At 62.5% G+C, this 21,599-nt stretch carries 21 protein-coding genes and 1 tRNA gene; 13 read left to right on the top strand and 9 right to left on the bottom strand.

The genetic code is table 11. The features are described 5' to 3' along the window. Positions 1-5: 5 nt before the first annotated feature. The 4 genes from fliF to N554_RS0115515 form a co-directional block, all read right to left on the bottom strand. Positions 6-1,622 carry a flagellar basal-body MS-ring/collar protein FliF gene (fliF, locus tag N554_RS0115530; RefSeq protein WP_029584306.1) on the bottom strand — a complete coding sequence of 539 codons (1,617 nt, stop codon included), beginning with the start codon at positions 1,620-1,622 and terminating at the stop codon, positions 6-8. A 171-nt stretch (positions 1,623-1,793) separates the two neighbouring features. Further along, positions 1,794-2,069 carry a CtrA inhibitor SciP gene (locus tag N554_RS38340; RefSeq protein WP_002714638.1) on the bottom strand — a complete coding sequence of 92 codons (276 nt, stop codon included), beginning with the start codon at positions 2,067-2,069 and terminating at the stop codon, positions 1,794-1,796. A gap of 204 nt (positions 2,070-2,273) precedes the next feature. Further along, positions 2,274-2,948 carry a flagellar hook assembly protein FlgD gene (locus N554_RS0115520; protein ID WP_029584305.1) on the bottom strand — a complete coding sequence of 225 codons (675 nt, stop codon included), beginning with the start codon at positions 2,946-2,948 and terminating at the stop codon, positions 2,274-2,276. Positions 2,949-2,958: 10 nt separating this feature from the next. Beyond that, a complete protein-coding gene (locus N554_RS0115515) occupies positions 2,959-4,647 on the bottom strand; it encodes a flagellar hook-length control protein FliK (protein WP_245283620.1) in 1,689 nt (562 codons plus the stop codon). A gap of 384 nt (positions 4,648-5,031) precedes the next feature. Between N554_RS0115515 and mnmA the strand changes: the two genes are divergently transcribed. From mnmA to N554_RS0115480, 5 genes are all read left to right on the top strand, one after another. Beyond that, the gene (gene mnmA, locus N554_RS0115510) at positions 5,032-6,225 is read left to right on the top strand and encodes a tRNA 2-thiouridine(34) synthase MnmA (RefSeq protein WP_029584303.1); all 1,194 of its coding nucleotides are present in this window, start codon (positions 5,032-5,034) and stop codon (positions 6,223-6,225) included. A gap of 17 nt (positions 6,226-6,242) precedes the next feature. Further along, positions 6,243-6,881 carry a class I SAM-dependent methyltransferase gene (locus N554_RS0115505; RefSeq protein ID WP_029584302.1) on the top strand — a complete coding sequence of 213 codons (639 nt, stop codon included), beginning with the start codon at positions 6,243-6,245 and terminating at the stop codon, positions 6,879-6,881. A 42-nt stretch (positions 6,882-6,923) separates the two neighbouring features. Continuing rightward, positions 6,924-7,286, top strand: coding sequence for a hypothetical protein (locus N554_RS0115500; RefSeq protein WP_029584301.1), 363 nt, complete (start codon positions 6,924-6,926; stop codon positions 7,284-7,286). Positions 7,287-7,403: 117 nt separating this feature from the next. Then, positions 7,404-7,480, top strand: a tRNA-Met gene (locus N554_RS0115495). Positions 7,481-8,133: 653 nt separating this feature from the next. After that, positions 8,134-9,333, top strand: coding sequence for a glycoside hydrolase family protein (locus N554_RS0115480; RefSeq protein WP_029584300.1), 1,200 nt, complete (start codon positions 8,134-8,136; stop codon positions 9,331-9,333). 252 nt (positions 9,334-9,585) lie between these two features. Here N554_RS0115480 and N554_RS41000 read toward each other — a convergent pair whose 3' ends face one another. Then, positions 9,586-9,741 (bottom strand): hypothetical protein, encoded by a 156-nt coding sequence (locus N554_RS41000; RefSeq protein ID WP_197033594.1) that lies wholly within the window; start codon positions 9,739-9,741, stop codon positions 9,586-9,588. 312 nt (positions 9,742-10,053) lie between these two features. Here N554_RS41000 and N554_RS0115470 point away from each other — a divergent pair, with 312 nt between their 5' ends. Together N554_RS0115470 and hemC are read left to right on the top strand one after the other, a co-directional pair. Then, positions 10,054-11,691 carry a GMC family oxidoreductase gene (locus N554_RS0115470; RefSeq protein WP_029584299.1) on the top strand — a complete coding sequence of 546 codons (1,638 nt, stop codon included), beginning with the start codon at positions 10,054-10,056 and terminating at the stop codon, positions 11,689-11,691. A 99-nt stretch (positions 11,692-11,790) separates the two neighbouring features. Further along, complete coding sequence (gene hemC / locus N554_RS0115465; RefSeq protein WP_029584298.1) at positions 11,791-12,771, top strand: hydroxymethylbilane synthase; 981 nt, start codon at positions 11,791-11,793, stop codon at positions 12,769-12,771. Positions 12,772-12,952: 181 nt separating this feature from the next. On the opposite strand, the gene hemE is transcribed toward hemC, so the two are convergent. Beyond that, a complete protein-coding gene (gene hemE / locus N554_RS0115460) occupies positions 12,953-13,969 on the bottom strand; it encodes a uroporphyrinogen decarboxylase (RefSeq protein ID WP_029584297.1) in 1,017 nt (338 codons plus the stop codon). Between the two features lie 146 nt (positions 13,970-14,115). On the opposite strand from hemE, the gene N554_RS0115455 reads away from it, so the two are divergent. Continuing rightward, positions 14,116-14,334 (top strand): hypothetical protein, encoded by a 219-nt coding sequence (locus N554_RS0115455; RefSeq protein ID WP_029584296.1) that lies wholly within the window; start codon positions 14,116-14,118, stop codon positions 14,332-14,334. 45 nt (positions 14,335-14,379) lie between these two features. On the opposite strand, the gene N554_RS0115450 is transcribed toward N554_RS0115455, so the two are convergent. Continuing rightward, on the bottom strand, positions 14,380-14,595 hold the full coding sequence (locus N554_RS0115450) for a SlyX family protein (protein WP_029584295.1): 216 nt from the start codon (positions 14,593-14,595) through the stop codon (positions 14,380-14,382). After that, positions 14,588-15,340: an oxygen-dependent tRNA uridine(34) hydroxylase TrhO gene (locus N554_RS0115445; protein ID WP_036053283.1), complete on the bottom strand. Its 753-nt coding sequence runs from the start codon at positions 15,338-15,340 to the stop codon at positions 14,588-14,590. Before N554_RS0115445 ends, N554_RS0115450 begins: the two co-directional genes overlap by 8 nt. A gap of 311 nt (positions 15,341-15,651) precedes the next feature. Between N554_RS0115445 and ggt the strand changes: the two genes are divergently transcribed. From ggt to N554_RS0115420, 5 genes are all read left to right on the top strand, one after another. Beyond that, on the top strand, positions 15,652-17,238 hold the full coding sequence (gene ggt / locus N554_RS0115440) for a gamma-glutamyltransferase (RefSeq protein ID WP_029584293.1): 1,587 nt from the start codon (positions 15,652-15,654) through the stop codon (positions 17,236-17,238). Positions 17,239-17,331: 93 nt separating this feature from the next. Next, on the top strand, positions 17,332-17,742 hold the full coding sequence (locus tag N554_RS0115435) for an FKBP-type peptidyl-prolyl cis-trans isomerase (RefSeq protein WP_371259490.1): 411 nt from the start codon (positions 17,332-17,334) through the stop codon (positions 17,740-17,742). A 239-nt stretch (positions 17,743-17,981) separates the two neighbouring features. Then, positions 17,982-18,503, top strand: a complete 522-nt coding sequence (locus N554_RS0115430; RefSeq protein ID WP_029584291.1) for a cupin domain-containing protein — start codon at positions 17,982-17,984, stop codon at positions 18,501-18,503. A gap of 389 nt (positions 18,504-18,892) precedes the next feature. Further along, complete coding sequence (locus N554_RS0115425) at positions 18,893-19,324, top strand: VOC family protein (protein WP_029584290.1); 432 nt, start codon at positions 18,893-18,895, stop codon at positions 19,322-19,324. A gap of 24 nt (positions 19,325-19,348) precedes the next feature. Further along, positions 19,349-19,837, top strand: a complete 489-nt coding sequence (locus tag N554_RS0115420; RefSeq protein WP_029584289.1) for a VOC family protein — start codon at positions 19,349-19,351, stop codon at positions 19,835-19,837. 38 nt (positions 19,838-19,875) lie between these two features. On the opposite strand, the gene N554_RS0115415 is transcribed toward N554_RS0115420, so the two are convergent. Beyond that, the gene (locus tag N554_RS0115415) at positions 19,876-21,570 is read right to left on the bottom strand and encodes a thiamine pyrophosphate-dependent enzyme (RefSeq protein ID WP_029584288.1); all 1,695 of its coding nucleotides are present in this window, start codon (positions 21,568-21,570) and stop codon (positions 19,876-19,878) included. Between the last annotated feature and the right edge of the window lie 29 nt (positions 21,571-21,599).

Below are 21,599 nucleotides of genomic sequence, written 5' to 3'. Positions count from 1 at the left end.
TCAGATCACGTGACGGGCTCGGCGAGCCATTGACGAACAATGGACGCGGTTTCGTTGGGATTTCGCTCAGCCAGTTCACCGACGCGATGCACCGCCTGCGCGTGAACCTGGCCCTGAACCTGAGCCACGTCGATCATCTGCGCGGTGGCATTGGGAACAAGGTTCTGGCCGGTGACGGCTTGTGCGCTGCCGTCGGTCAGCGCCGGCACCGAGGCGTCGCGGGTAAGCGAGGCCATCTGTTCGGAAGCGATGATGCGCCTGACCAGCGGCCGGATCACCATGAACAGCACCACAAGCCCGAGCAGCATCATGACGCCGAGTTCGATGACGTACATGATGTCGTCCTTGGTGAACTGCAGCATGCCGAGCAGGCCGGTGGCCTCGCCGATCGGGACGACGGCCGGCGCTTCGGCGAATTTGAGGTTCACGACCTCGACCTGGTCGCCGCGCTTCTGGTCGAAGCCGATCGCCGAACGCACCAGCGCCGCGATGCGGTCCAGCTGTTCCTTGCTGCGCTCCTGATAGACCATCTCGCCTTTGTCATTCTTGGAATAGCTGCCGTCGACCAACACGGCGACCGAGAGGCGGTTGACCCGTCCGATCTCGGTCACTTCGGTCTTGGTGGTGCGGGAAATCTCGTAGTTGTTGGTTTCTTCGGTTTTCTTGCTCTGCTCGCGCGCCGTGGCCGCATTGTCTCTATTCTGGTTGCCCGGCAATTCATTGTTGACGGTGACCTGACCGCTATTGTCGGCGGTCGCGCTGGACTCTTCCCGGGTCTGGCTCGAGCGCAGCACCCGGCCTTCGGGATCGAAGCGGTCCGAGGTCTGGGTAATCTTGTTGTAGTCGAAGTCGGCCGAGAGCTGGACCCGGGCGCGGCCGGCGCCGACCACCGACGATACGATCGCCTCGATCTGGTTGCGCATCCGCTTCTCGAAGCCGGCCCGGCGCTCGTCGCCGATGGCATTATCGGTGTCGCCGGTGGCACCGTCGGCGAGCAATTGACCGGCCTCGTCGACGATCGACACCCGTTGCGGCTTCAACCCCTTGACGGCGGAAGCGACGACGTGACGGATGGCGCGAATCTGCTGCGGTTCGAGCGTACCGCGCACGCGCACCACGATCGAGGCCGAGGGTTCGAGCGTCTCGCGCGAGAACAGCGGCCGTTCGGGCAGCACCAGATGCACCCGGGCCGCCTGGATGCGGTCGATGGCGCGGATGGTACGGGCCAGTTCGCCCTCCAGTGCCCGCAAATGATTGATGTTCTGGACGAAGCTCGTGCTGCCGAGCGCGTCGGATTTGTCGAAAATCTCGTAACCGACGCCGCCGCCCTTGGGCAGGCCGCCTTCGGCGAGCTTCATCCGCAGCCGTATGACCTTGTCCTTCGGCACCATGATCACGGTGCCATCGTTGCGCAGCTCGAAGGGAATGGCCTGGCGTTCCAGGTCCTTGACGATCCCGGACGAGTCCTCGACGCTAAGGTCGGTAAACAGGGTGGTCATCTGCGGCGTCGTGACGCGCATGATGACAAACGCGAAGAAGCCGATCAGCGCGACCGTCACCGCGACCATCGCCATCAACCGCGAAGCGCCCAGACCTTTTAGGAAGTCTACAAGACCCTGCAAACCAACCGCCCCCACAAATTCGGCCCCAAGGGCCGACTGGGCAATTATTGCCTATGGGATGGTTTCGATATGGTTAACGCGGGTTAAGGGCTGGGGCGAAAGTTGAACATCAAAAAAATCGGCTTCGCAAAACGAAGCCGATTTTCTTCAAATGTGTTGGTCTGGAGGGTTTTATTGGCGATATTGCTGGATGCGGGTGGTGCGCAGTCCGGCAAGGCCATGCTGATCGATGGAAAATTGCCAGGAAAGGAACTCGTCGACGGTCAGCGTGTAACGGCTGCAAGCCTCCTCAAGGGAGAGCAGGCCGCCGCGGACCGCGGCAACGACTTCGGCCTTCCGGCGGATAACCCAACGTTTCGTCCCGGGCGCAGGCAGATCCGCAATTGTTAACGGACTGCCGTCGGGCCCGATGACGTATTTTACCCTCGGGCGATGGGGTTCTGTCATGGCGTACTCACAAACTCTCAACCACTGAACTCACCCTGGCAACCTACGCCCCGCGACTTAAAATTTGCCTAAGCCCAAGGCATCAATACGAATCTCCTTGAAAATGCCTGCAACGCGTTCGGCCCGGCGTCTGGAGGCGCCGGGCCGAAGCGGGTTGCGAATGATTGAGAAGGGCTCGATCCGGCGAGCCCTCGGTGCCGGGGACTAGCCGACGATGCTCCTGATCTGGCTGATCGTGTAGGTCTGGCCGCCGATCGACAGCAACGGCGGCGACTGGGTGAGATCCACCGAACTGACCACGCCGTGGATCCGCGTGACGATAGCCACCGGATTGCCCGCGGGGTCGGTCGCGGTCGTGGTCAGCTTGTACTTGCCGTCCGGCCACTGCTCGCCGTTATTGCCCTTGCCGTCCCAGCCGAAGACCTGATTGGGGCCGGCGTCGACGGGGTAACTGCCGCTGAAGACGGTTTGTCCGGTACTGTTGGTGATCGAGACGTGCATGTTGGCTTTGGTCGGAATATCGAGACTCCACCCGGCAATGGCGTTGGTCATGGTTGCGGTGTCGCCGTCGACGACAGCGGTCCTGCCGACGAAGCCCAGCGCCTGCGTCGATTGCGCGGTCTGCTGCAGCGTGATCAACGAGGCCAGTTGGTCGTTGGTCCTGAGTTGCTGCTCGACGCCAGCAAATTGCACCAGCTGCTGGCTGAACTGGTTGGTGTCCAGCGGATCGAGCGGATTCTGGTTTTGCAATTGCGTCGTCAATAGCGTCAGAAACGTTTGAAAATTTCCGGCGATCGTCGCGCCGGCAGTGGACGAGGATGTAGCCGGTAGGGGAGTGGTTCCCGAAACGACTTGGTTGACGCCTGATGCTGCTGCCATGTCCGTCTCCTTAGACCCTGATGTCGACGCCGCTGCTCGATCCGAGCACGCGGCCATATGTTCGTCCCGCGACCGCCGCGGGAATCGAATCTTCATCGCTGATAACCAGCCGCTGCGCATGGCGGCCGGATTCGTTGTCGTTGTTCTGCCCGGACGAGGACTGGTCACGCAGACTGAATTGCAGACCGCCATTGCCGGTCTTGAAGCCGGCATCATCCAGCTGGCGCTGCAGCTGAGGCGCGTCCTGGCGCAGCATGGATAGCGTTTCCGGCTTTTCGACCGTCAGATGGGAGGTGACCCGGCCGTCGCGATCGACATCGATGCGAACATCGATGCGGCCGAGATCGGCCGGATCGAGCCGGATCTCGAAACGGCTCTTGCCGCTTCGTGCCGAGATGGCGATCTCAAGCGCGAGCCCGCTCAATGGCACCGCTGTGTTCGTTGCCGCCGTGACGCTTAGGGGTGCCGCGGGACCGGCCGTGGCCGCTGCGGAAGTGAGCGGCAGCTGGATCGTGCCTGTCGCTTGCGCGCCTGTGTCGGAGGAATTGATTGCCGGATGTGCGGTCGCGGCGACCGGCGAGTGCTCATGGGCCGATGCGGCGGGCGGCGTTGGCAATGATGGGCTGGCGGAGGCATCTGCTTTCGCCGTATCGGCAACACCGCTGGCGCCTTCCTGCTTGGCTGCGACTCCTAATTGTGGTTGCGCAAGTTTGTTCTGAGCCGAGTCGACCGGCGCGGCGGTCGCGGACGGATCTGATGCGTCCGGCGCGACATCTGAGACGCCCGACGCGGCGACTTTCATTGGCGCGGCGGCTGTGGCCTTGAGGGGCGCGGGCTTCGATGCCACGGGTGCCGGCGCGGCAACAGCCGCGGTCAATGCCAGATCGGTGGCCGCGGCCGCATCGCTCGGCGTGACCGGTTGCTTCACGGGCGCGGCGACTGCCTCGCTCGCGGCGCCAACAGCGATCTCTGGGGTCACGGCCGCATCCGAGGTGGCTGCGGTGGTAACTGCGGATGCGGTAGCCGCTACCGATACCGGCACGGCGGCCGTTGCGTCGGAATCGCTCTCGACCTGCGCTGATGGTGCGGCCGTGGCCGGCGCGCTGGCAGCAATAGCCGCCGCAGCAATCGCGAGCGGCGCGCTGGCATTGCCGGATGAAGGCGCGGTGGCACTGCCGGATGAAGGCGCTGCCGCGGGAATATCCGTCGACGCGACGGTAACGGGAATTGCGACAGCCACCGCATTCGGCGTTGTCACGGCCGCTGCGTCCTGCTGCGCTGAAACGTCGGGAACAGTTGAAGCGTCGGCTGCAGAAGTGGTCTCGGAAGACGATTTTTCCGTTGTTTTAGGGGTGTCGGCCTTCGAGGCGCTGGTCTTTGTTCTGGATGGCGGCACCGCGTCAGCATCGGCGTCGGCATTGACGTCGGAGGCCCGCTTGGCGGTGGTGTCGCGATCGTCCGAATTGTTCCTGGCTGGCCGATCGGCAGACCCGGCATCGCGCGATCGCCTGTTGTCGGCGGCGGCCGACCGGTCGTCGGCGCGGCGCTGCGACGCGGATTGCTGCTGTGCCGTGAAGGCGGCGCGATCATTGCCGGTATCGGCTGGCGTGTTGCTATGATCGATCAATGCCGCGAAACTGTCGTTTCCCTGCGATGAATCGGACTTGGCAGACTTTGGCGGTGCGGTCTGAAAAGACACGCTTGCTGCTGCTTCTGACGTGACGCTGACCACGGCGGCCTCTCGTAATGAAACTGGACCCTCAGAGCAGCAAGGACCGGGCCACGTCGGCTTCCAAAAAAATATCAATTAATTTCAATGACTTGCGCCTGTGTCGAGCAAACTACGGAGTCCCAGCGCCGGCCCTTTTTCTGCCCGGCGGCAAGATTTGCCGGTTGCTGCGTGCAAATCACGGGGAGCGCGATTGCCTCACGGGAATACGGCCTATATTAAAGAGCAGCTTTTCAGCCGTTCCGATAAGGCGAACCCGCTTTCCCGGAGCCGCTCCAAGGCGGTCTAATCGCAAAATGGCTTACTGATCGCGATGCGTTTGATGCCGCCGCGATCGCATCAATGACCGGAACCATGCTCAACAGTCTGGATATTGAAGGCCGTCCTGAGGACACAAGGGTCGTCGTCGCGATGTCCGGCGGCGTCGATTCTTCGGCGACGGCTGCGCTGTTGAAGTCGGAGGGGTACGACGTCGTCGGCATCACGCTGCAGCTTTACGATCATGGCGCGGCCACCCACCGCAAGGGCGCCTGCTGCGCCGGGCAGGACATCCATGATGCCCGCAATGTCGCGGAGCGGATCGGCATTCCGCATTACGTGCTGGATTACGAGGACCGCTTTCGTGAATCGGTGATCGACAATTTTGCCGACAGCTACGCTTCGGGCGAAACCCCCGTGCCCTGCATCGAGTGCAACCGCTCGATCAAGTTTCGCGATCTGCTGGCGACCGCGCGCGAACTCGGCGCCTCCGCGCTCGCCACCGGCCACTATGTCGCATCGCGCCGCTCGAGCGATGGCTCGCGGGCGCTGGTTTGCGCCGCCGATGCCGATCGCGACCAGAGCTATTTCCTGTTCGCGACCACGCGCGAGCAACTCGACTACCTGCGCTTTCCGCTGGGTGACATGACCAAGACGCAGACGCGTGAACTGGCGCGCCGCTTCGGCCTTAACGTCGCGGACAAGCATGACAGCCAGGATATCTGCTTCGTGCCCACCGGGCGCTATACCGACATTATCGGCCGGTTACGGCCGAATGCCATCGAGCCCGGCGACATCGTCGATCTTGACGGCCGCACCATCGGCACGCATCAGGGCATCATTCATTTCACCGTCGGCCAGCGGCGCGGATTGGGCATCGCCTCCAGCGCGCCTTTGTATGTGGTGCGGTTGGACGCAGCTAGCCACCGCGTTGTAGTAGGCCCGCGCGAGGCGTTACGGATGGATCGCATCGCGCTGCGCGACGTCAACTGGATCGGCGATGGCGCGCTCGACCGCGCGGTCGGCGAGGGTCTGGAGATGTTCGTGCGGGTGCGATCGACCCGCGCGCCGCAGCCGGCGTGGCTGCGCGCCGCCAATGGCGGCTATGAAGTCGAACTCGTCGCAGGCGAGGAAGGCGTATCCCCCGGCCAGGCCTGCGTGTTTTACGATGCACAACAGGGGCAGGCGCGCGTGCTTGGCGGCGGGTTTATCCAAAGCGCGACCGCGAATCGCGCACTGGAAAAAAGCGCGGCGCGGCCGCAGCCGCTGGTCGAGGCTATGCGCGGATAAGTTTTCAGGGCGGGGGCATGGCTGCAGATATCGACCGCGCGGGGGTCGCAAAGGCTTATGGGCGCTGGGCGCCGGTCTACGATCTGGTGTTCGGCAAGGTATTCGACCACGGCCGCCAATCGACCATTGCGGAAGCCGACAAGATCGGCGGACGGATTCTGGATGTCGGCGTCGGCACCGGATTATCACTGTCGGAGTATTCGCCGACGACGAAACTGTGCGGCGTCGATATCTCCGAGCCGATGCTGCGCAAGGCACAGCAGCGCGTGCGCGCGCTGGGTCTTAAGAATGTCGAGACGCTCGCGGTGATGGACGCCAAGAATCTGGCGTTCCCGGATTCGTTGTTCGACGCCGTGGTGGCGCAATATGTCATCACTGCGGTGCCAGATCCCGAAGCGACGCTGGATGATTTCATCCGCGTGCTGAAGCCGGGCGGCGAACTCATTCTGGTCAATCACATCGGCGCCGAGAGCGGCCCGCGCCGCCTCTTCGAGCTGGCCTTCGCCCCGCTCGCGCGGCGCCTCGGCTGGCGACCGGAATTTCCATGGGCGAGGCTCGCCAACTGGGCCGCGAAACATTCCGGCGTCACTCTGACCGAGCGCCGGCCAATGCCGCCGATGGGGCATTTCTCCCTGATCCGCTATCGCAAATCCTGAGGTTTCCCTGGAACCTCCGGGCGCGCCGGAGGTTTTCCCCGGATGCGGACGAAACTTTCTCTTCTTCTTTCATGTGCGCTACTGGCGGCGGCCGGCGCGGCAAGCGCCCAGGCTCCGCCTGGTCCGGCGACACCGCCGGCCCGGACGGCCCCGCCGCCCCCGCGTTCGAATGACTGTACGCCGACGCAACCTGCGCCGCAGCGAGGCACTGCCGTGCCCGAAGGCACGACAACCGGCCAGCGCAGCGAGCCGCTCGGCGACAAGTTGGCGAGGACCGACGGCGTGTTGTGCCCGCCCGCGGGCGTTGATCCGGAAATCCGTGCACCGACACCCGACGCCGGTACTACGCCGGTGATTCCACCGCCCGGAAGCCCCGGCGGCGATCCCAACGTCCGGCCAAAATAGCCGCGGTTTGCAAGCACTTGGTGGAAGGGCCGGGTTTGCTTGACATGCCCTTGGCCGACTTCTTATATGCCGCGCGTTCGCGGCTGCGGTGTAGCAAGCCGTGACAGTGGACGCCGTGGCGGGGTAGCTCAGCTGGTTAGAGCACGGGAATCATAATCCTGGGGTCGGGGGTTCGAGTCCCTCTCCCGCTACCATTTTTTTCTTTTCCGAAGTCAGAGCCACCTTGTTGCCGCCGGATCGCGTCCCAGCCGCAACTATGGTCAATCGGGTTTGATATCGTTGGTCTCACTGTCGTCCTTGACCAGCGTGAGCAGCTTCAGCGTCAGGAAAATAAAAACAGCGATCGCCACATCGAAGCTGCCGAGCCTCACTGAAACTCCGATCGCTCCTGTGGCTCACGGACCCACCGTCGTCGCGGTACCATGCACGGAATTGCACCTGCTTGAGAATCGCCTCCGCCGATGAAGCCGATGCCGGTGATCAGACCTTCAATCACATTCGCCATTCCATCGGGGGAATGTACGAGCAACAGTCAGCGCATCTCGTGCGCGTGAGTGGAGTATAGCAAATCGACTTTTGCGATTTTCCGTTCTTCCGTTCTGTAGTGTAAGAGATTCAAATTATGACTGTGCCGCAATGGCTCATGTTGCGATTTCCGAAAACTTGACACGATGAAAATCGGAACAAGGCGCGCGTCATGCCAGCCATGCGATTGCAGAAGTGCCGATATTTTTCCGAAAACAATTCGTGATGGTGAGAATTTTTTAATTCGGATGATCAACCTTCGCGGTCTGCTCGTCGTCGCGTTGTGGAGCGTTGCACGGGTGTCGGTGGCGGAGGTTTTGCGGTGATCAATCCCATCTTGAATGCTTCGGGCTCTGCGCTGCCTGCGATCGGTGCGGCGCAGTTCTCGTTCGCGCCCAAAACTTCGGCCTCGCAGATCGTGCGAATGCTGGACAACATCGGAGCGCGGATTGTTCGCATCGACGTGCCGTGGGCCGACACCGAGTTGGCGCCCGGCGTCTACGCAATACCGCCCTATGTGGACGGCATCATTGCGGCTGCGCAGGCTTCGGGCAGACAAGTCGTGCTCGTGCTGGGCTACGGCAACCCGCTCTATCCTGGCTCTGGGGCGTGGAACCTTCCGCCGCGTGACGCGGCCTCGTGCAATGCCTATGGCAACTACGGCGCATTCGTGTCGGCGACCTATCCGACCGCCATCATCGAGGTCTTCAACGAGTGGAACAATCCGACATATTGGGCTGGTGCTCCCGATCCTGTGCAGGCTGCCGCGCTGCTGACTGCCTGCGTCACCAAGATTTTGGCCAAGAACCCAGCGGCGCAGATCATGACGGCGGGAGTCGGTCCGGTGGCCGCGCCCAACGATCAGAACCCGTTCATGAACGCGCTGGCGACGGCGGCAGGCCCCACGATCATGGGGCGGATGACAGCGCATGCCATTCATCCCTACGATGCCAGCCATCCCCCGGAGGCGCTGTTCGACTTTATCGACGCCTACCGCGCGGCCGTGCCATACACCAGTGGCCCGATCGCGGTGACCGAGTGGGGCTACACCAACGCTTGGATCGGGACCGACGACACAAAGAGGGCGATCTATGTGGCCCGCATGATCGGATGCGCGGTCGTGGCGGGGGTGAAGCTGTTGACGATCTTCGGGCTGCACGACACCGGTGCCGACCCCAATAACATCGAGTACACCTTCGGGCTGCATAAGTTCGATGGGATGCCGAAGCCAGCCGTCGCGGCCATGAGGGCGATGATGGACGCGCTCGCCGGCACGGTCACCTATGACGCTGAGCAGATCGGCAACGTCTACCGGATCGCGCTACGCAAGGCTAACGGCGCGGTGACCAAGATCGTCTGGACAGAGGCCACCACGTCGGTCAACTGGGTTGAGCCGATGGCGGCGCCACCGCATGTGGTCGACACTGCCGGTTTCCGGACGTGGCATCGGGTGATGCCCGACAGCAGCGTTCAATTGACGCTTGGCCCAACCGTGCCGCCGGTCATCATCACCGGGACGTGAGTCCTGGCTGTCCGCCGGTGTGCCTCTGAACTATGTTGCCGTCCGGCAAGATGGTGGCGCTCCGATCGCTGCCAAGTACTGATCTCTGCTAACTCAGCAGCTCAAAAGCCCCGGCATCGTCCGGGGCTTTTGAGCTGCGCAGTTTTCAAAGGGCAGGGGCTAACGTTGCTGCGCCACGAAGAACCCACCGCCAAGTCGAGATCCGCGACGGGCGTTAACTTGCCGTGTTGCTGGTCAGACGTGAACCACCAACTATCCCGTCTTGCTCATCTTCTTAACTTTTGCGTCGGTAGCTTCGATCGCTGCCGCCAATTCTAATATCGCCTTCGCCAGAAGGTCGGCGGCATCTTTGGCATCCTGCGATCGCTCGGCTCGTAGTGCATAATTCTTGGCTGAGGAAAGTGACATCACAAACTCCCAAGAAAAGCCCGCCGGGTTGAGTCGGCGGGTTTTCCCTACGCATTACTCTCGCGGGGCCGTGGGGGCTTTCCGCGATTGATCGAAGCCTAGTCCCGGGAAGTTAAGGAACGATTGGCCAGCAACCGCCACCGCTCGAACCTGAGCCGCCAGCGGTGCATCGGCCCTGACGTCCAGCCAATCCTGGCCTGGAGCGCGACCACTGCGCCGCTTACAGCAGTGACATTCGACTTCGGCGCCACTAAAAGTCGGGAAAAGACGGGTTGCTTGGCAGCGCCATCCAGAACGGGTCTGATAGACAATATGAATAGGGAAGCGCTTTCGGGAAACGGCCATTCGCCCGAAGATTCCGAATTCGATTACATTATCGTCGGTGCCGGCTCGGCCGGATGCGTGCTTGCCAATCGTCTGAGTGCCGATGGCAAAAACTCGGTGCTGCTGCTCGAAGCCGGTCCGAAGGACACTAACCTCTGGATCCATGTGCCGCTCGGATATGGCAAGCTGTTCAAGGCGAAAAAAGTCAACTGGATGTATCAGACCGAGCCGGAACCGGGACTGGACGGGCGAACCATCTTTCAGCCGCGCGGCAAGGTTTTGGGCGGGTCGAGTTCGATCAACGGCTTGCTCTATGTCCGCGGCCAGCATGAGGATTACGATCGCTGGCGCCAGCTTGGCAACAGCGGCTGGGGCTACGACGACGTCCTGCCGTATTTCAAAAAAGCAGAAGACCAGCAACGCGGCGCCGACGATTTCCATGGTGTTGGTGGCCCGCTGCCGGTCTCCGATCTCGGACATCCTGATCCGCTCTCTGCGGCATTCATCGCGGCTGCGGCAGAGAGCGGCCTGCCGTTAAATCCGGACTTCAACGGCACATCGCAGGAAGGTGCTGGATTCTTTCAGACCACGACGCGGCACGGAAGGAGAGCAAGCACCGCTGTATCTTATCTCCGTCCGGCCAAAGCAAGAAAGAACCTGCACGTCGAGACCGCGGCACTCGCGCAGCGGATCCTGTTTGATGGACGCCGCGCGGTGGCCGTCGAATACGGCAAGGCGGGCGCGCTGCGGACGGCGCGGGCGGGAAAGGAAATACTGGTTTCAGGCGGCGCGTATAACTCGCCGCAGTTGCTGCAGCTCTCCGGCGTCGGGCCTGCGGAGCTCTTGCGAAAGCACGGCATCGATGTCGTGCTCGATGCGCCCGGCGTCGGGCACGACCTGCAGGATCACATGCAGGTCAGAGTGGTCATGCGTTGCACGAAGCGCATCACCCTCAACGATGTCCTCAACCATCCGGTCCGCCGGATCTTGGCGGGCGCGCGATACGCGGCCTTTCGCAAGGGCCCGTTGACGATAGCTGCGGGCACGTCAGGGGCGTTCTTCAAGACAGATCCTCGTCTTGCGACACCCGATATCCAGATCCACTTTCTCCCCTTCAGCACCGACAAGATGGGAGAAAAGTTGCATTCGTTTTCCGGATTTTCCGCATCCGTCTGTCAGCTGCGCCCGGAAAGCCGTGGTTCGCTTTGCATCAGGAGTGCCGAACCCACGGCGCCTCCGGAAATACGGATCAACTATCTCGCTACCGAAGTCGATCGCACCGCCAATGTCGAGGGCTTGAAGATATTGCGAAGGATTTTGCGGGCTCCGGCACTCAGCTCATTTGTCACCGAGGAGGTTGACCCCGGGAAAAAGGTTTCGACCGACGAGGAACTGCTGAATTTCTGCCGGCAGCGCGGCAGCACGGTGTATCATCCGACATCGACGTGCAAAATGGGGGGCGATCCTTTTGCCGTCGTCGATCAGCGCTTACGGGTTCGCGGGATCGAAAGCCTGCGTGTGGTCGATGCCTCGGTCATGCCGGATCTGGTCTCGGGCAACACCAATGCAGCCGTTATCATGATCGCCGAAAAAGCATCCGATATGATTTTGCAGGATGCGCGGTAGCGCAACCGGTCCCACGTTGCGTTTGCATTCCAGCACAGGTCGGCCTTATGTTCCGGCCAGAAATTAGCCGCTATCCGCGGCATCGAAGGAGCGAAAGTGGTGGCAATTCGAATCCGGATCGGCACGCGCAAGAGCGCCATGGCGCTGGTGCAGACCGAGGAAATTGCCCGCCGCCTGACCGCGGCCGCCCCGGATATCGATGTCGAGATCGTCAAGTTCGAAACCACGGGCGATCGCGATCAGACCAGCAAGCTGTTGCCGCACGGCGGCAAGGGTGGCGCATTCGTTGCTGAAATTCGCAAGGCGGTTGTTTCCGGCGAATTGCAGGCCGCGATGCATTCGCTGAAGGACATGCCGGGCAATGAAGACACCCCGGGACTCGTGATCGGCGCGACGCTGGCGCGCGATCCGCCCGGCGACGTTCTGGTGCTGCGCGGTGGAATTTCGATCGACGATCTCAGGCGATCGCGCGGCAAGGGTTTCAAGATTGGCACCAATGCGGTGCGGCGTGCGGCCTATGTGCGTCGGCTGTTTCCGGAAGTCGAGGTGATCCACTATCGGGGCGCCGCCGACACCCGCGTCCGCAAGCTCGACAATTCGGAACTGCAGCGGCTTCCGGAGGGTGGCGCGGTCGGTCCGGCGGACGCGCTGATCATGGCGCGCTCCGGGCTGGAGCGTGTCGGCCTGGCCGCTCGTATTGCGCATGAATTTTCGGTCCAGGAAATGCTGCCGGCGGTGGGGCAGGGGATCGTCGCGGTGGAATGTGCCGCGCAGGATTGGCAGACCCGGCGCATCCTCTCCGGCATCGACGATCCCGTGGCGCACAGAAGCGCCGCTGCCGAGCGCGAGGTGCTGTGGGTCCTCAACGGCCATTGCAATTCGCCGATTGCAGGATTTTCAACTATTCAGGGTGCGCAGATGACGCTGACCGCCTCGGTGCTGGACGAAGCGGGCGATTTGTTCATCGAGGCCTCGCGCACCGGACCCGCCGATCGTCCGCGCGAACTCGGCCGTGCGGTCGGGCTCGACCTGCTCGCCAAAGGCGCGGCTGACATCATCGAACGCAGCCGCCCGAAGTAAGAGACATCGCTGCTTCCACGGGCGCGTCCGTCATCATCCGTCAACGGGTCGGCGCTAAGCGCCGCCCGATGACCGGCTCCAGCGGATGATCCAGTTCTCCGCGGCGTCTCGAATCCTGCGTAAGTCGGTGATTACCGGATACCTTTTTTGCGGGTAGGACGGCCGTGTCTCAGTAAGAGCCTTATCCCTTATACGCTCGCACCCGCTTCAGCATCTGCTCGACATGCGTGATCGGGGTTTCCGGCTGGATGCCGTGACCGAGGTTGAAGATCAATCGACCGTCGGCATAATTTGCAAGCACGTCATCGACCGCCTGATCGAGCGCAGCGCCGCCGGCGATCAGCGCCAGCGGATCGAGATTGCCTTGAATGGCGACGCGGCTTTGCACGCGCTCGCGGATCAATGACGGCTCGGCCGCCCAATCGATGCTAACGGCATCGACGCCTGTCGCGCTGACGTAAGCCGGCAGCAGCGCGCCGGCGCCCCGTGGAAAGCCGATGATTTTCGCGTCCGGCACTACTTTGCGCACGCCTTCGACGATGCGCCGGGTCGGTTCGATCGACCAGCGCTCGAACTGACGCGGCGGCAGCGCGCCGGCCCAGGTATCGAAAATCTGCAGCACGTCGGCGCCGGCCTTGAGTTGTCCCAGCAGATATTGAATCGAGTTCGCCACCAGCACGTCGATGATTTTTGAAAATGCGTCCGGATGGCGATAGGCCATCATCCGCGCCAACGCCTGATCAGGCGTGCCTTGCCCGGCCACCATGTAGGTCGCGACCGTCCATGGCGCGCCGCAGAAGCCGATCAGGGCAATCCTCGCATCGAGCTCGCGGCGCACACGGCGCAGCGCTTCATACACCGGCTCGAGTTTGCTGAAGTCGGCGCGCTGCGCCAGCGTTTCGACCTTCTCTCGCGTGTCCAGCGGATCGAGCCGCGGCCCCTCGCCAACCTCGAAGCGTACCGAGCGGCCGAGCGCGTAGGGAATGACAAGAATATCCGAGAAGATGATCGCGGCATCGAAGTTGAAGCGGCGGATCGGCTGCAGCGTGACTTCGGCGGCGAATTCCGGCGTGAAGCACAGCTCGAGAAAGCCCCCGGCCTTGGCGCGGACTTCGCGGTATTCCGGCAGATAGCGACCGGCCTGACGCATCATCCAGATCGGCGGCACCGGCTGCCTGCGGCCGGAAAGCACTTCCATGAAAGGTTTGACGGCGGATTTCCCTGTCAATCGATGTTCCCCAGTGATCGGCGGCTGTTCTCGCCCCTGATACACTGCCAGATTGGCCAAGGCGAGAGACGGAACTGCGGGATTTCCGACGCGTTATCCCTGCCATGGAGGCCAACATGGCTGAGAAATTCAATCCGGCGGCGCATGACAAGCATGCCGTCGATCCCCGCGAAGCCGCCTCGGCCGACCGGGATACGCACGCGAAACTCGAGGCCGGTCTGATCGACACATTTCCGGCATCCGATCCTGTCAGCGCGGCGCAGCCGGCGCCGTCAAAGGCGGACCGCGACCAAGGCGGATCGCTTTGGGACAAGATCCTGAAGGTGTTCCGCTAGATCCGCGATGGCGTAGTTTAAAGCCTCAACGGCAATCGCTAATCTCTAGTAGTGCGGCGGCGGTTCGTTTGCGGCGCCGGGTGCGTTGGCTTCCGCTTCCAGCAAGCGTTCGCTAAGGCTTGCGACCTGGCGCGTCAGCGCGTCGATCTTAAGCCACTGCTCGGTGATGGTCTTGTTCAGCGTCTCGATGGTCTCGTCCTGAAACGTCAGCCGGGTTTCGAGCACGTCGATACGATCGCTGAGCGTCTTCACGTCAATCATCGGAATCGTGTTCCATTCGGCGTTCCCGCAAGCCGTGGCCGAGCGCGACGCGGTCGTCGAATACAAAGCATTCGCCACGCCAGCGGCTCTCGGCTTCCGGCACACCTTCCAGGTATTTGAGAATTCCGCCCTTGAGGTGATAGACCTCGGCAAAGCCGCGCGACAGCAGATGGGCGCTGGCCTTTTCGCAGCGAATGCCACCGGTGCAGAACATCGCAACCCTGCGGTGCTTCGCCGGATCGAGATGGCGCGCGGCGAATTCCTTGAACTGCCCAAAGCTCTCGATGCCGGGATCGACGGCGCCAGTGAAAGTGCCCATCGCGACTTCGAAAGCATTGCGGGTGTCGATCACCAGCGTGTCCGGCGTCGCGATCAAATCGTTCCAGTCGGCGGGATCGACGTAGTTGCCGACCTGCCGTGTCGGATCGATTTCCGTGTCGCCAAGGGTGACGATCTCCTTTTTCAAGCGGATCTTCAGGCGCTGGAACGGCATCGCGGAGGCTTGCGAGAATTTCAGCTCGAGATTGTCGAGCCGGCCGCCGAACAGCGCGCCGAACCGCAATTCTTCGACCAGCGCGTCAACCGGGTCGGCGCTGCCGGCGAGGGTGCCGTTGATGCCTTCCTCGGCCAGCAGCACGCTGCCCTTCAGCTTCAGATCGGCACAAATCGCGCGCAGCGGCTCGCGCAGTTCCCGGAAATCCGGCAACGCGGCGAATTGATAGAAGGCGGCAACCTGGTACGGCATCGGCGGTGTTTATCAGGAGGGGTGGGAGGGGGAAAGGCCGGGCGATCAATAGATGTCGTCCCGGCGAACGCCGGGACCCATACGCCGTGTCTCTAGTAATTGAAGATGGGGCGAATTGCCTTTGCGACAACCAACCTCGGTGGTTCTGGGTCCCGGCGTTCGCCGGGACGACGCTAGGAGGGTTGCGCCCCAAACCATTGCCCAGCCCCGGATGAATGTGCCAAGTAACCCCCTAGGCAAACCCGCGCCGGATACCGGCGGAATCCAGAAAAACACGATCCAGAAAAGCACGATAAAGAAAGCAACTTGGTATGAGGAATTTCCATCTCGCCGGCCGATCGACGGTTCACGCCCAGAACGCGATGGTGGCGACGTCGCATCCGCTCGCGGCGCTGACGGCGATCGAGGTCCTGCGTTCCGGCGGGACCGCCGCCGACGCCGCCGTGGCGGCGTGTGCGCTGTTGGGTGTGATCGAGCCGCAATCGACCGGGATCGGCGGCGATTGTTTCGCGCTGCTTCAGCCGAGGGGCGAGGGCAAGATCGTCGCCTATAACGGCTCTGGCCGCGCGCCGAAGGCCGCCGAAGCCTCGTGGTATCTCGAGCGCGACATCAAAGCGATTCCGCTGACCTCGGCGCACGCCGTCAGCATTCCCGGCGCCGTCGATGCCTGGGCGATCATCCTGCGCGACCATGGCAAGCTTGGGTTCGATACCTTGCTGCAACCCGCGATCAAGGCCGCCGAAGAGGGCTATGTCGTTGCGCCGCGTATCGCATTCGACTGGAAGAACCAGTTCGAAAAGCTGAAAAAAGGCACCAACACCGAGCGCTATCTGCTGCCGCACGGCAAGCCGGCCGTGGCCGGCGACGTGATCAGGCAACCCGAACTCGGACAGACGCTGCGGGCCATCGCCAGGCACGGCCGCGACGCGTTCTACAAGGGCGCGATTGCCGAGGACATGGTCGAGACGTTGCGCGGAATCGGCGGCCTGCATACGCTCGAGGACTTCGCCGCGCACACTACCGAGACGACGGTGCCGATCGGCACGGTTTATAAGGGCCACGACGTCTGGCAGTGCCCCCCGAACGGCCCGGGCATCACCATGCTGGTGATGCTGAACATCCTCTCGCGCTTCGATCTCACGAAATTCCCGCCGCTAAGCGTTGAGCGGTTTCATCTCGAAGCCGAAGCGGCGCGGATCGCCTACATGATGCGCGAGCAGTACATCGGCGATCCTGCCCATGTCGACGTCGACGTGGTCAGGATTTTGGCGAAGGAGTTTGCTGAGGAGCACGGCGGCAAGATCAAGATGGACCGGCTGCTCGATCTGCCGAACGTAGCGCCGCCGATGAATCCCTCGACGATCTACATCACCGTCGTCGACAAGGACCGAAACGTCTGTTCGTTCATCAATTCGATCGCGCATTCCTTCGGTTCCGCGATCGTCTCCAACAAGACCGGCATTCTGCTGCAGAACCGCGCCGGCGGTTTCCGGATTCAGCCCGGCCATCCCAACTGCATCGCGCCGGGCAAGCGGCCGCTGCACACCATCATTCCGTCACTTGTCACCAAGGCTGGAAGGGCGGTGATGCCATTCGGCGTGATGGGCGGGCAGTATCAGCCGGTCGGGCAGACGCATGTGCTGACCAACATGCTCGACTACGGCTGCGACGTGCAGGAGGCGATCGATATGCCGCGGGGCCTGCATTACGAAGGCATCTATCAGCTCGAGGATGGTGTGCCCGCCGATATCGTCGAGGGCCTCAAGAAGCTCGGGCATCAGACCACGAGCGTCGGCGCGCCGCTCGGCGGCGCTCAGGCGATCTGGATCGACTGGGACAAGGGCACGCTCACCGGCGGCTCCGACCCGCGCAAGGACGGCTGCGCGCTCGGCTATTGAGCTGCGCGTGCGACGTCTCCCTCTGTTTGGAAGGAAGCTGACAAGATGCGACGTTTCCGTTTTCGAAGTCTCTCCGTCGCCGTTGCTATTGCCATGGCCGGCGCCTTTGCTTTCGCTGCGTCATCCGGCGCATCGGCTCAGACCGCAGGAAAAATCATGACCACATCTTCAGGCTTGCAGATTATCGACAATACGGTTGGGTCAGGCGCTAGCCCGAAGCCCGGTCAGATCTGCGTGATGCACTACACCGGCTGGCTGTATGAGGACGGCAAGAAAGGCAAGAAGTTCGACAGTTCGGTCGACCGCAACGAGCCGTTCGAATTCCCGATCGGACAGCGCAGGGTGATCGGCGGCTGGGACGAAGGCGTCGCCACCATGAAAGTCGGCGGCAAGCGCACCCTGATCATTCCGCCCGCGCTGGGCTACGGCGCCCGCGGCGCCGGCGGTGTGATCCCTCCGAACGCGACGCTGATGTTCGACGTCGAAGTGCTTGCTGTGAAGTAGACGGCGTTTGCGCGAACGCCCACGTTCCCTCGTCCCGCTGGCGGGAGAGGGCCCTATCCGCGAGCGCTGATGGCAATTGAAACCCCCTCACCGGGATTGCATTGCATGCCATCCGACCTCTCTCCGCACGCGAGGAGAGGTTAGAACGACCGGCCCGGAGCCAAAGTTCTCATCTTGTCTGGCCTGTGATCGCGGTTTTCTGTATCCTTCGCAGCCAAGGTTTTTTGGAAGGCAACACGATGGCAAGCTCCCACGATCACGCCCATTCCGATCACTCCCATGGCCATGACGACGCGGAGCGCTGGAAGCACGATGGCGTGCGGGTGATACCCGGCGACCAGCTCGATCCCAACGTCCCCTCGACCCCCGGCATGGACCGCAAGGCCGCGATCAATTTCGCGCGCGCCGGCGCGCAGAAACTGTGGGCAGGCACCGTAACCATCAAGCCAGACGCCAAGACCGGCGCGCATCATCACGGTCACCTCGAGAGCATCATCTACGTCGTCAAAGGCAAGGCGCGGATGCGTTGGGGCGAGAAGCTGCAATTCACGGCCGAGGCCAGCCCCGGCGATTTCATTTTCATCCCGCCTTACGTGCCGCATCAGGAGATCAATGCCAGCCCCGATCAGGTGCTGGAATGCGTGTTGGTGCGCAGTGACGGTCAGGCGGTGGCGATCAATCTCGACATCGAGCCGGTGGAAAAGCCGGAGACGGTGCTGTGGATCGATCCCGTGCACCGCGATCCGGCGGAGGCAAAGTAGAGACGTCGTCATTCGCCGATGTGCGGTTGCACATCGCGGATGCGCCGCTTGGCGCAAGCCCGCAATCCATACTCCCGATCGTGGTTATGGATTCGGGCTCGCTCGTTTCACGAGCGCCCCGGAATGGCTACAGCCGCCGATTGCGACGTGAATCGTGTCGGCTGCATGTGACTAACTCCATGATGGTGAGGAGGCGCTCTCCCGGCAGCGTTCTCGCGCTGTCCGGTGCGCCGTCTCGACCATGAGCAGAACATATTCTCATCCTCACGGTCTCATCCTCCGAGACCCGGCGACGACGCCGCTCCCTCTTTGAAAAATTTCAAATCAGGTGTCGGATCACCGGCCGCCCGTTCGTTCTTGGATGGAACCCCGCGAAAGGAGCCCGCGCTATGGCTAAAATGATCTTCGTCAACCTGCCGGTCAGCGATCTCGCCCGCGCCACCGCCTTCTATCAGGCCGTCGGCGCTGACAAGAACGAGCAATTCTCCGACGGGACCGGCTCCTGCATGGTGTTTTCCGAAACTATTTACGCCATGCTGCTCACCCACGACAAGTTCCGCCAGTTCACGCCGAAGAAAATCGCCGATGCCAAAACTTCGAGCGAGGTGTTGATCTGCATCTCCGCCGACAGCCGCGATGCCGTCGATGACATGGTCGGCAAGGCGCAGGCGGCGGGCGGGGGCGTCGATCCATGCCCGAAGCAGGATTACGGCTTTATGTATGGCCGCAGCTTCGAGGATCCCGACGGCCACATCTGGGAAGTGATGTGGATGGATGTTGCCGCCGCGACGGCGGCGCAGTCCGCCACAACCGACGCCTGATATCACCCCGCAAAGGAGCTCACGATGTCCAAGGTTTCACCATGCCTGTGGTTCGACGGCGAGGCCGAGGAGGCCGCGAAATTCTATGTCTCGTTGCTGCCCGATTCCAGAATCGAAAAAATCCAGAAGAACACCGTCGATACCCCTGCGGGAAAAGCCGGCTCGGTGCTGGTGGTGGAGTTCACGCTGGCCGGCCAGCGCTTCATGGCGCTGAACGGCGGCAAGCCCTTCGATTTCACCCACGCCGTTTCCTTCAAGATCGACTGCGCCGACCAGGCCGAGGTCGATCGCCTGTGGGATGCGCTGTCCTCCAATGGCGGGCAGGTCGAGCAATGCGGCTGGCTGAAGGATCGCTACGGCCTGTCCTGGCAGATCGTGCCGACCGCGCTTGTGCAATATCTGGGCGGTCCCGACACCGCCGGCGCGCAACGGGCGATGCAGGCGATGCTGCAGATGGTCAAGCTCGACATCGCCGGGCTGAAGCGGGCCTATGAGGGCAAGTCGGCCGCGTGATCCGGAAATTCGGCTGAAGCGGGCAAGACGGGACGCCGTTAGCCGCCGGTGACGGCGAGAACGGCTTCCTTGATCTTGGCCACGGCGTAATGCCCGATCTGCTCAAGCTCGACATGCGGCATGTTCGGCATCTCGTCCGCAACAACCACCGCGTCGACAATGGCCGGACCGTCGACCGCAAAGGCTTCGCTCAGCGCCATCTTCAATTCATCCGGCTGTCGCGCCGTGAACCCGTGACCGCCGCAGGCGCGGGCCAATGCCGCGAAGTTAGGGTTTGGAAATTCGATGGCTTCGCGGAACGGCACGATGCCGACGCTTTCGGCTTCCAGCGTGATCAGTCCGAGCGCCGAATTATTATAGATGATGATCTTGAGCGGCAGCCTGTGGTGTACCGCGGTCATGAATTCGCCCATCAGCATGTTGAACCCGCCGTCGCCGGTGAGAACAATCACCTGGCGCGAACGATCCAGCGCCTGCACGCCGTTGGCCTGGCCGAGCGCCGTGCCCACCGCCGCGTTGTTGAACGAGCTGATGATGCGCTGCGAACCGGTTTGACGAATCCAGTTCGCGGACCACAGCGTGTTCAAGCCGGTATCGAGGACAAATACCGCGTCGGACCGTGCCGCATCGCTCACCGCGCGCGCTACGGCTTGCGGATGGATTCGATCCTGGCTTCGCTTAAGGTCAGATTGCTTGTTCAGCATCTCATCCCATTTCTGGCGCTCATGGGTCACCTCGTCCCAGAACCTGCGATCGGTCTTTGTCGAGACGGCTTCGAGCAGCAACTTCAAAGTCGGGCGCGCCGATCCGGCGACGCCGAGCGCCGTTGGCGCGCGTCGCCCGAGCACCTGCGGCCGTTCATCGATCTGGATCACAGCGCCCTTGGTCGGCAGGAAATTAGAGTAGGGATAGTCGGTGCCGATCATCAGCAACAGGTCGCAGTTCTGCGCGGCGTGATAGACGGCCTTGGTGCCGATCATGCCCAGCCCGCCCATCCATCGCGGGTCGTTGTAAGCCATCAGTTCCTTGCCCCGGAACGAATGGATCAGCGGCGCCCTCAGCCGGTCCGACAATGCGCGCAGCAGATCGGCGGCGCCGCGACATCCGGCACCGCACATGATCACGACGCTACAGGCGCGGTCGATCTGTTGAACTATCTTGGCGATATCATCTGGCGCGGCGGAGAATTCGGATCGCGGCTTGAGGGTGGCTACGCTCGACACGGCGCCCTCGGCCTTTGCCGAGAGCACGTCCTGAGGAAGTGTCAGGTGCGCGACGCCGGGGCCGGCATAGGCGGCGGCGATCGCCTGATGAATCACCCCAGGCGCCTGCGCCGCCGCCGAGATGGTTTCGGTGTAGAGCGATACGTCGCGAAACAGTAAATCGGGCTCGGTGGTCTGGATGTAGTCGGTGCCGTGCATCTGGCGCGGCATGTCGCCGGACAGCGCCAGCACGGGCGCGTGGTCGCGGCTCGCTTCATAGAGCCCAGCGACCAGATGATTGCTGCCGGGGCCGGTGGTGCCGGCGCAAACCGCGAGTTGCCCGGTGAGCTTGGCCTGACCGGCAGCGGCCAGGGCCGCGCCTTCTTCGTGACGGACACCGATCCATTCGATCTGGCTTCGTCGCACCGCATCCGCCAGCGGATTGAGGGAATCGCCGATCAATCCGAAGATTTGTTTGACACCGAGCTGTTCAAGCACGCCGACCAGCTGGCCCGCAACCGTGTGTGACATTGCCCGCTCCCTGATGGTGCCAATGGTCG

This window comes from Bradyrhizobium sp. URHD0069 (assembly GCF_000701345.1).
Classification (GTDB): domain Bacteria; phylum Pseudomonadota; class Alphaproteobacteria; order Rhizobiales; family Xanthobacteraceae; genus Bradyrhizobium.
The sequence above is the reverse complement of the archived record's forward strand: the minus strand, read 5'-3'. Positions and strand labels throughout refer to the sequence as shown.

Bases quoted from the DNA above. Each gene is read 5' to 3' on its own strand.
- N554_RS0115425 (WP_029584290.1), top strand. From the start codon at position 18,893: ATGGCTAAAATGATCTTCGTCAACCTGCCGGTCAGCGATCTCGCCCGC.
- N554_RS41000 (WP_197033594.1), bottom strand. From the start codon at position 9,741: ATGTCACTTTCCTCAGCCAAGAATTATGCACTACGAGCCGAGCGATCG.
- N554_RS0115500 (WP_029584301.1), top strand. From the start codon at position 6,924: ATGCGGACGAAACTTTCTCTTCTTCTTTCATGTGCGCTACTGGCGGCG.
- N554_RS0115415 (WP_029584288.1), bottom strand. From the start codon at position 21,570: ATGTCACACACGGTTGCGGGCCAGCTGGTCGGCGTGCTTGAACAGCTC.
- N554_RS0115420 (WP_029584289.1), top strand. From the start codon at position 19,349: ATGTCCAAGGTTTCACCATGCCTGTGGTTCGACGGCGAGGCCGAGGAG.
- hemE (WP_029584297.1), bottom strand. From the start codon at position 13,969: ATGGAAGTGCTTTCCGGCCGCAGGCAGCCGGTGCCGCCGATCTGGATG.
- N554_RS0115430 (WP_029584291.1), top strand. From the start codon at position 17,982: ATGGCAAGCTCCCACGATCACGCCCATTCCGATCACTCCCATGGCCAT.
- mnmA (WP_029584303.1), top strand. From the start codon at position 5,032: ATGCTCAACAGTCTGGATATTGAAGGCCGTCCTGAGGACACAAGGGTC.
- N554_RS0115445 (WP_036053283.1), bottom strand. From the start codon at position 15,340: ATGCCGTACCAGGTTGCCGCCTTCTATCAATTCGCCGCGTTGCCGGAT.
- N554_RS38340 (WP_002714638.1), bottom strand. From the start codon at position 2,069: ATGACAGAACCCCATCGCCCGAGGGTAAAATACGTCATCGGGCCCGAC.
- N554_RS0115455 (WP_029584296.1), top strand. From the start codon at position 14,116: ATGGCTGAGAAATTCAATCCGGCGGCGCATGACAAGCATGCCGTCGAT.
- N554_RS0115450 (WP_029584295.1), bottom strand. From the start codon at position 14,595: ATGATTGACGTGAAGACGCTCAGCGATCGTATCGACGTGCTCGAAACC.
- N554_RS0115505 (WP_029584302.1), top strand. From the start codon at position 6,243: ATGGCTGCAGATATCGACCGCGCGGGGGTCGCAAAGGCTTATGGGCGC.
- N554_RS0115520 (WP_029584305.1), bottom strand. From the start codon at position 2,948: ATGGCAGCAGCATCAGGCGTCAACCAAGTCGTTTCGGGAACCACTCCC.
- N554_RS0115435 (WP_371259490.1), top strand. From the start codon at position 17,332: ATGGCCGGCGCCTTTGCTTTCGCTGCGTCATCCGGCGCATCGGCTCAG.
- ggt (WP_029584293.1), top strand. From the start codon at position 15,652: ATGAGGAATTTCCATCTCGCCGGCCGATCGACGGTTCACGCCCAGAAC.
- N554_RS0115470 (WP_029584299.1), top strand. From the start codon at position 10,054: ATGAATAGGGAAGCGCTTTCGGGAAACGGCCATTCGCCCGAAGATTCC.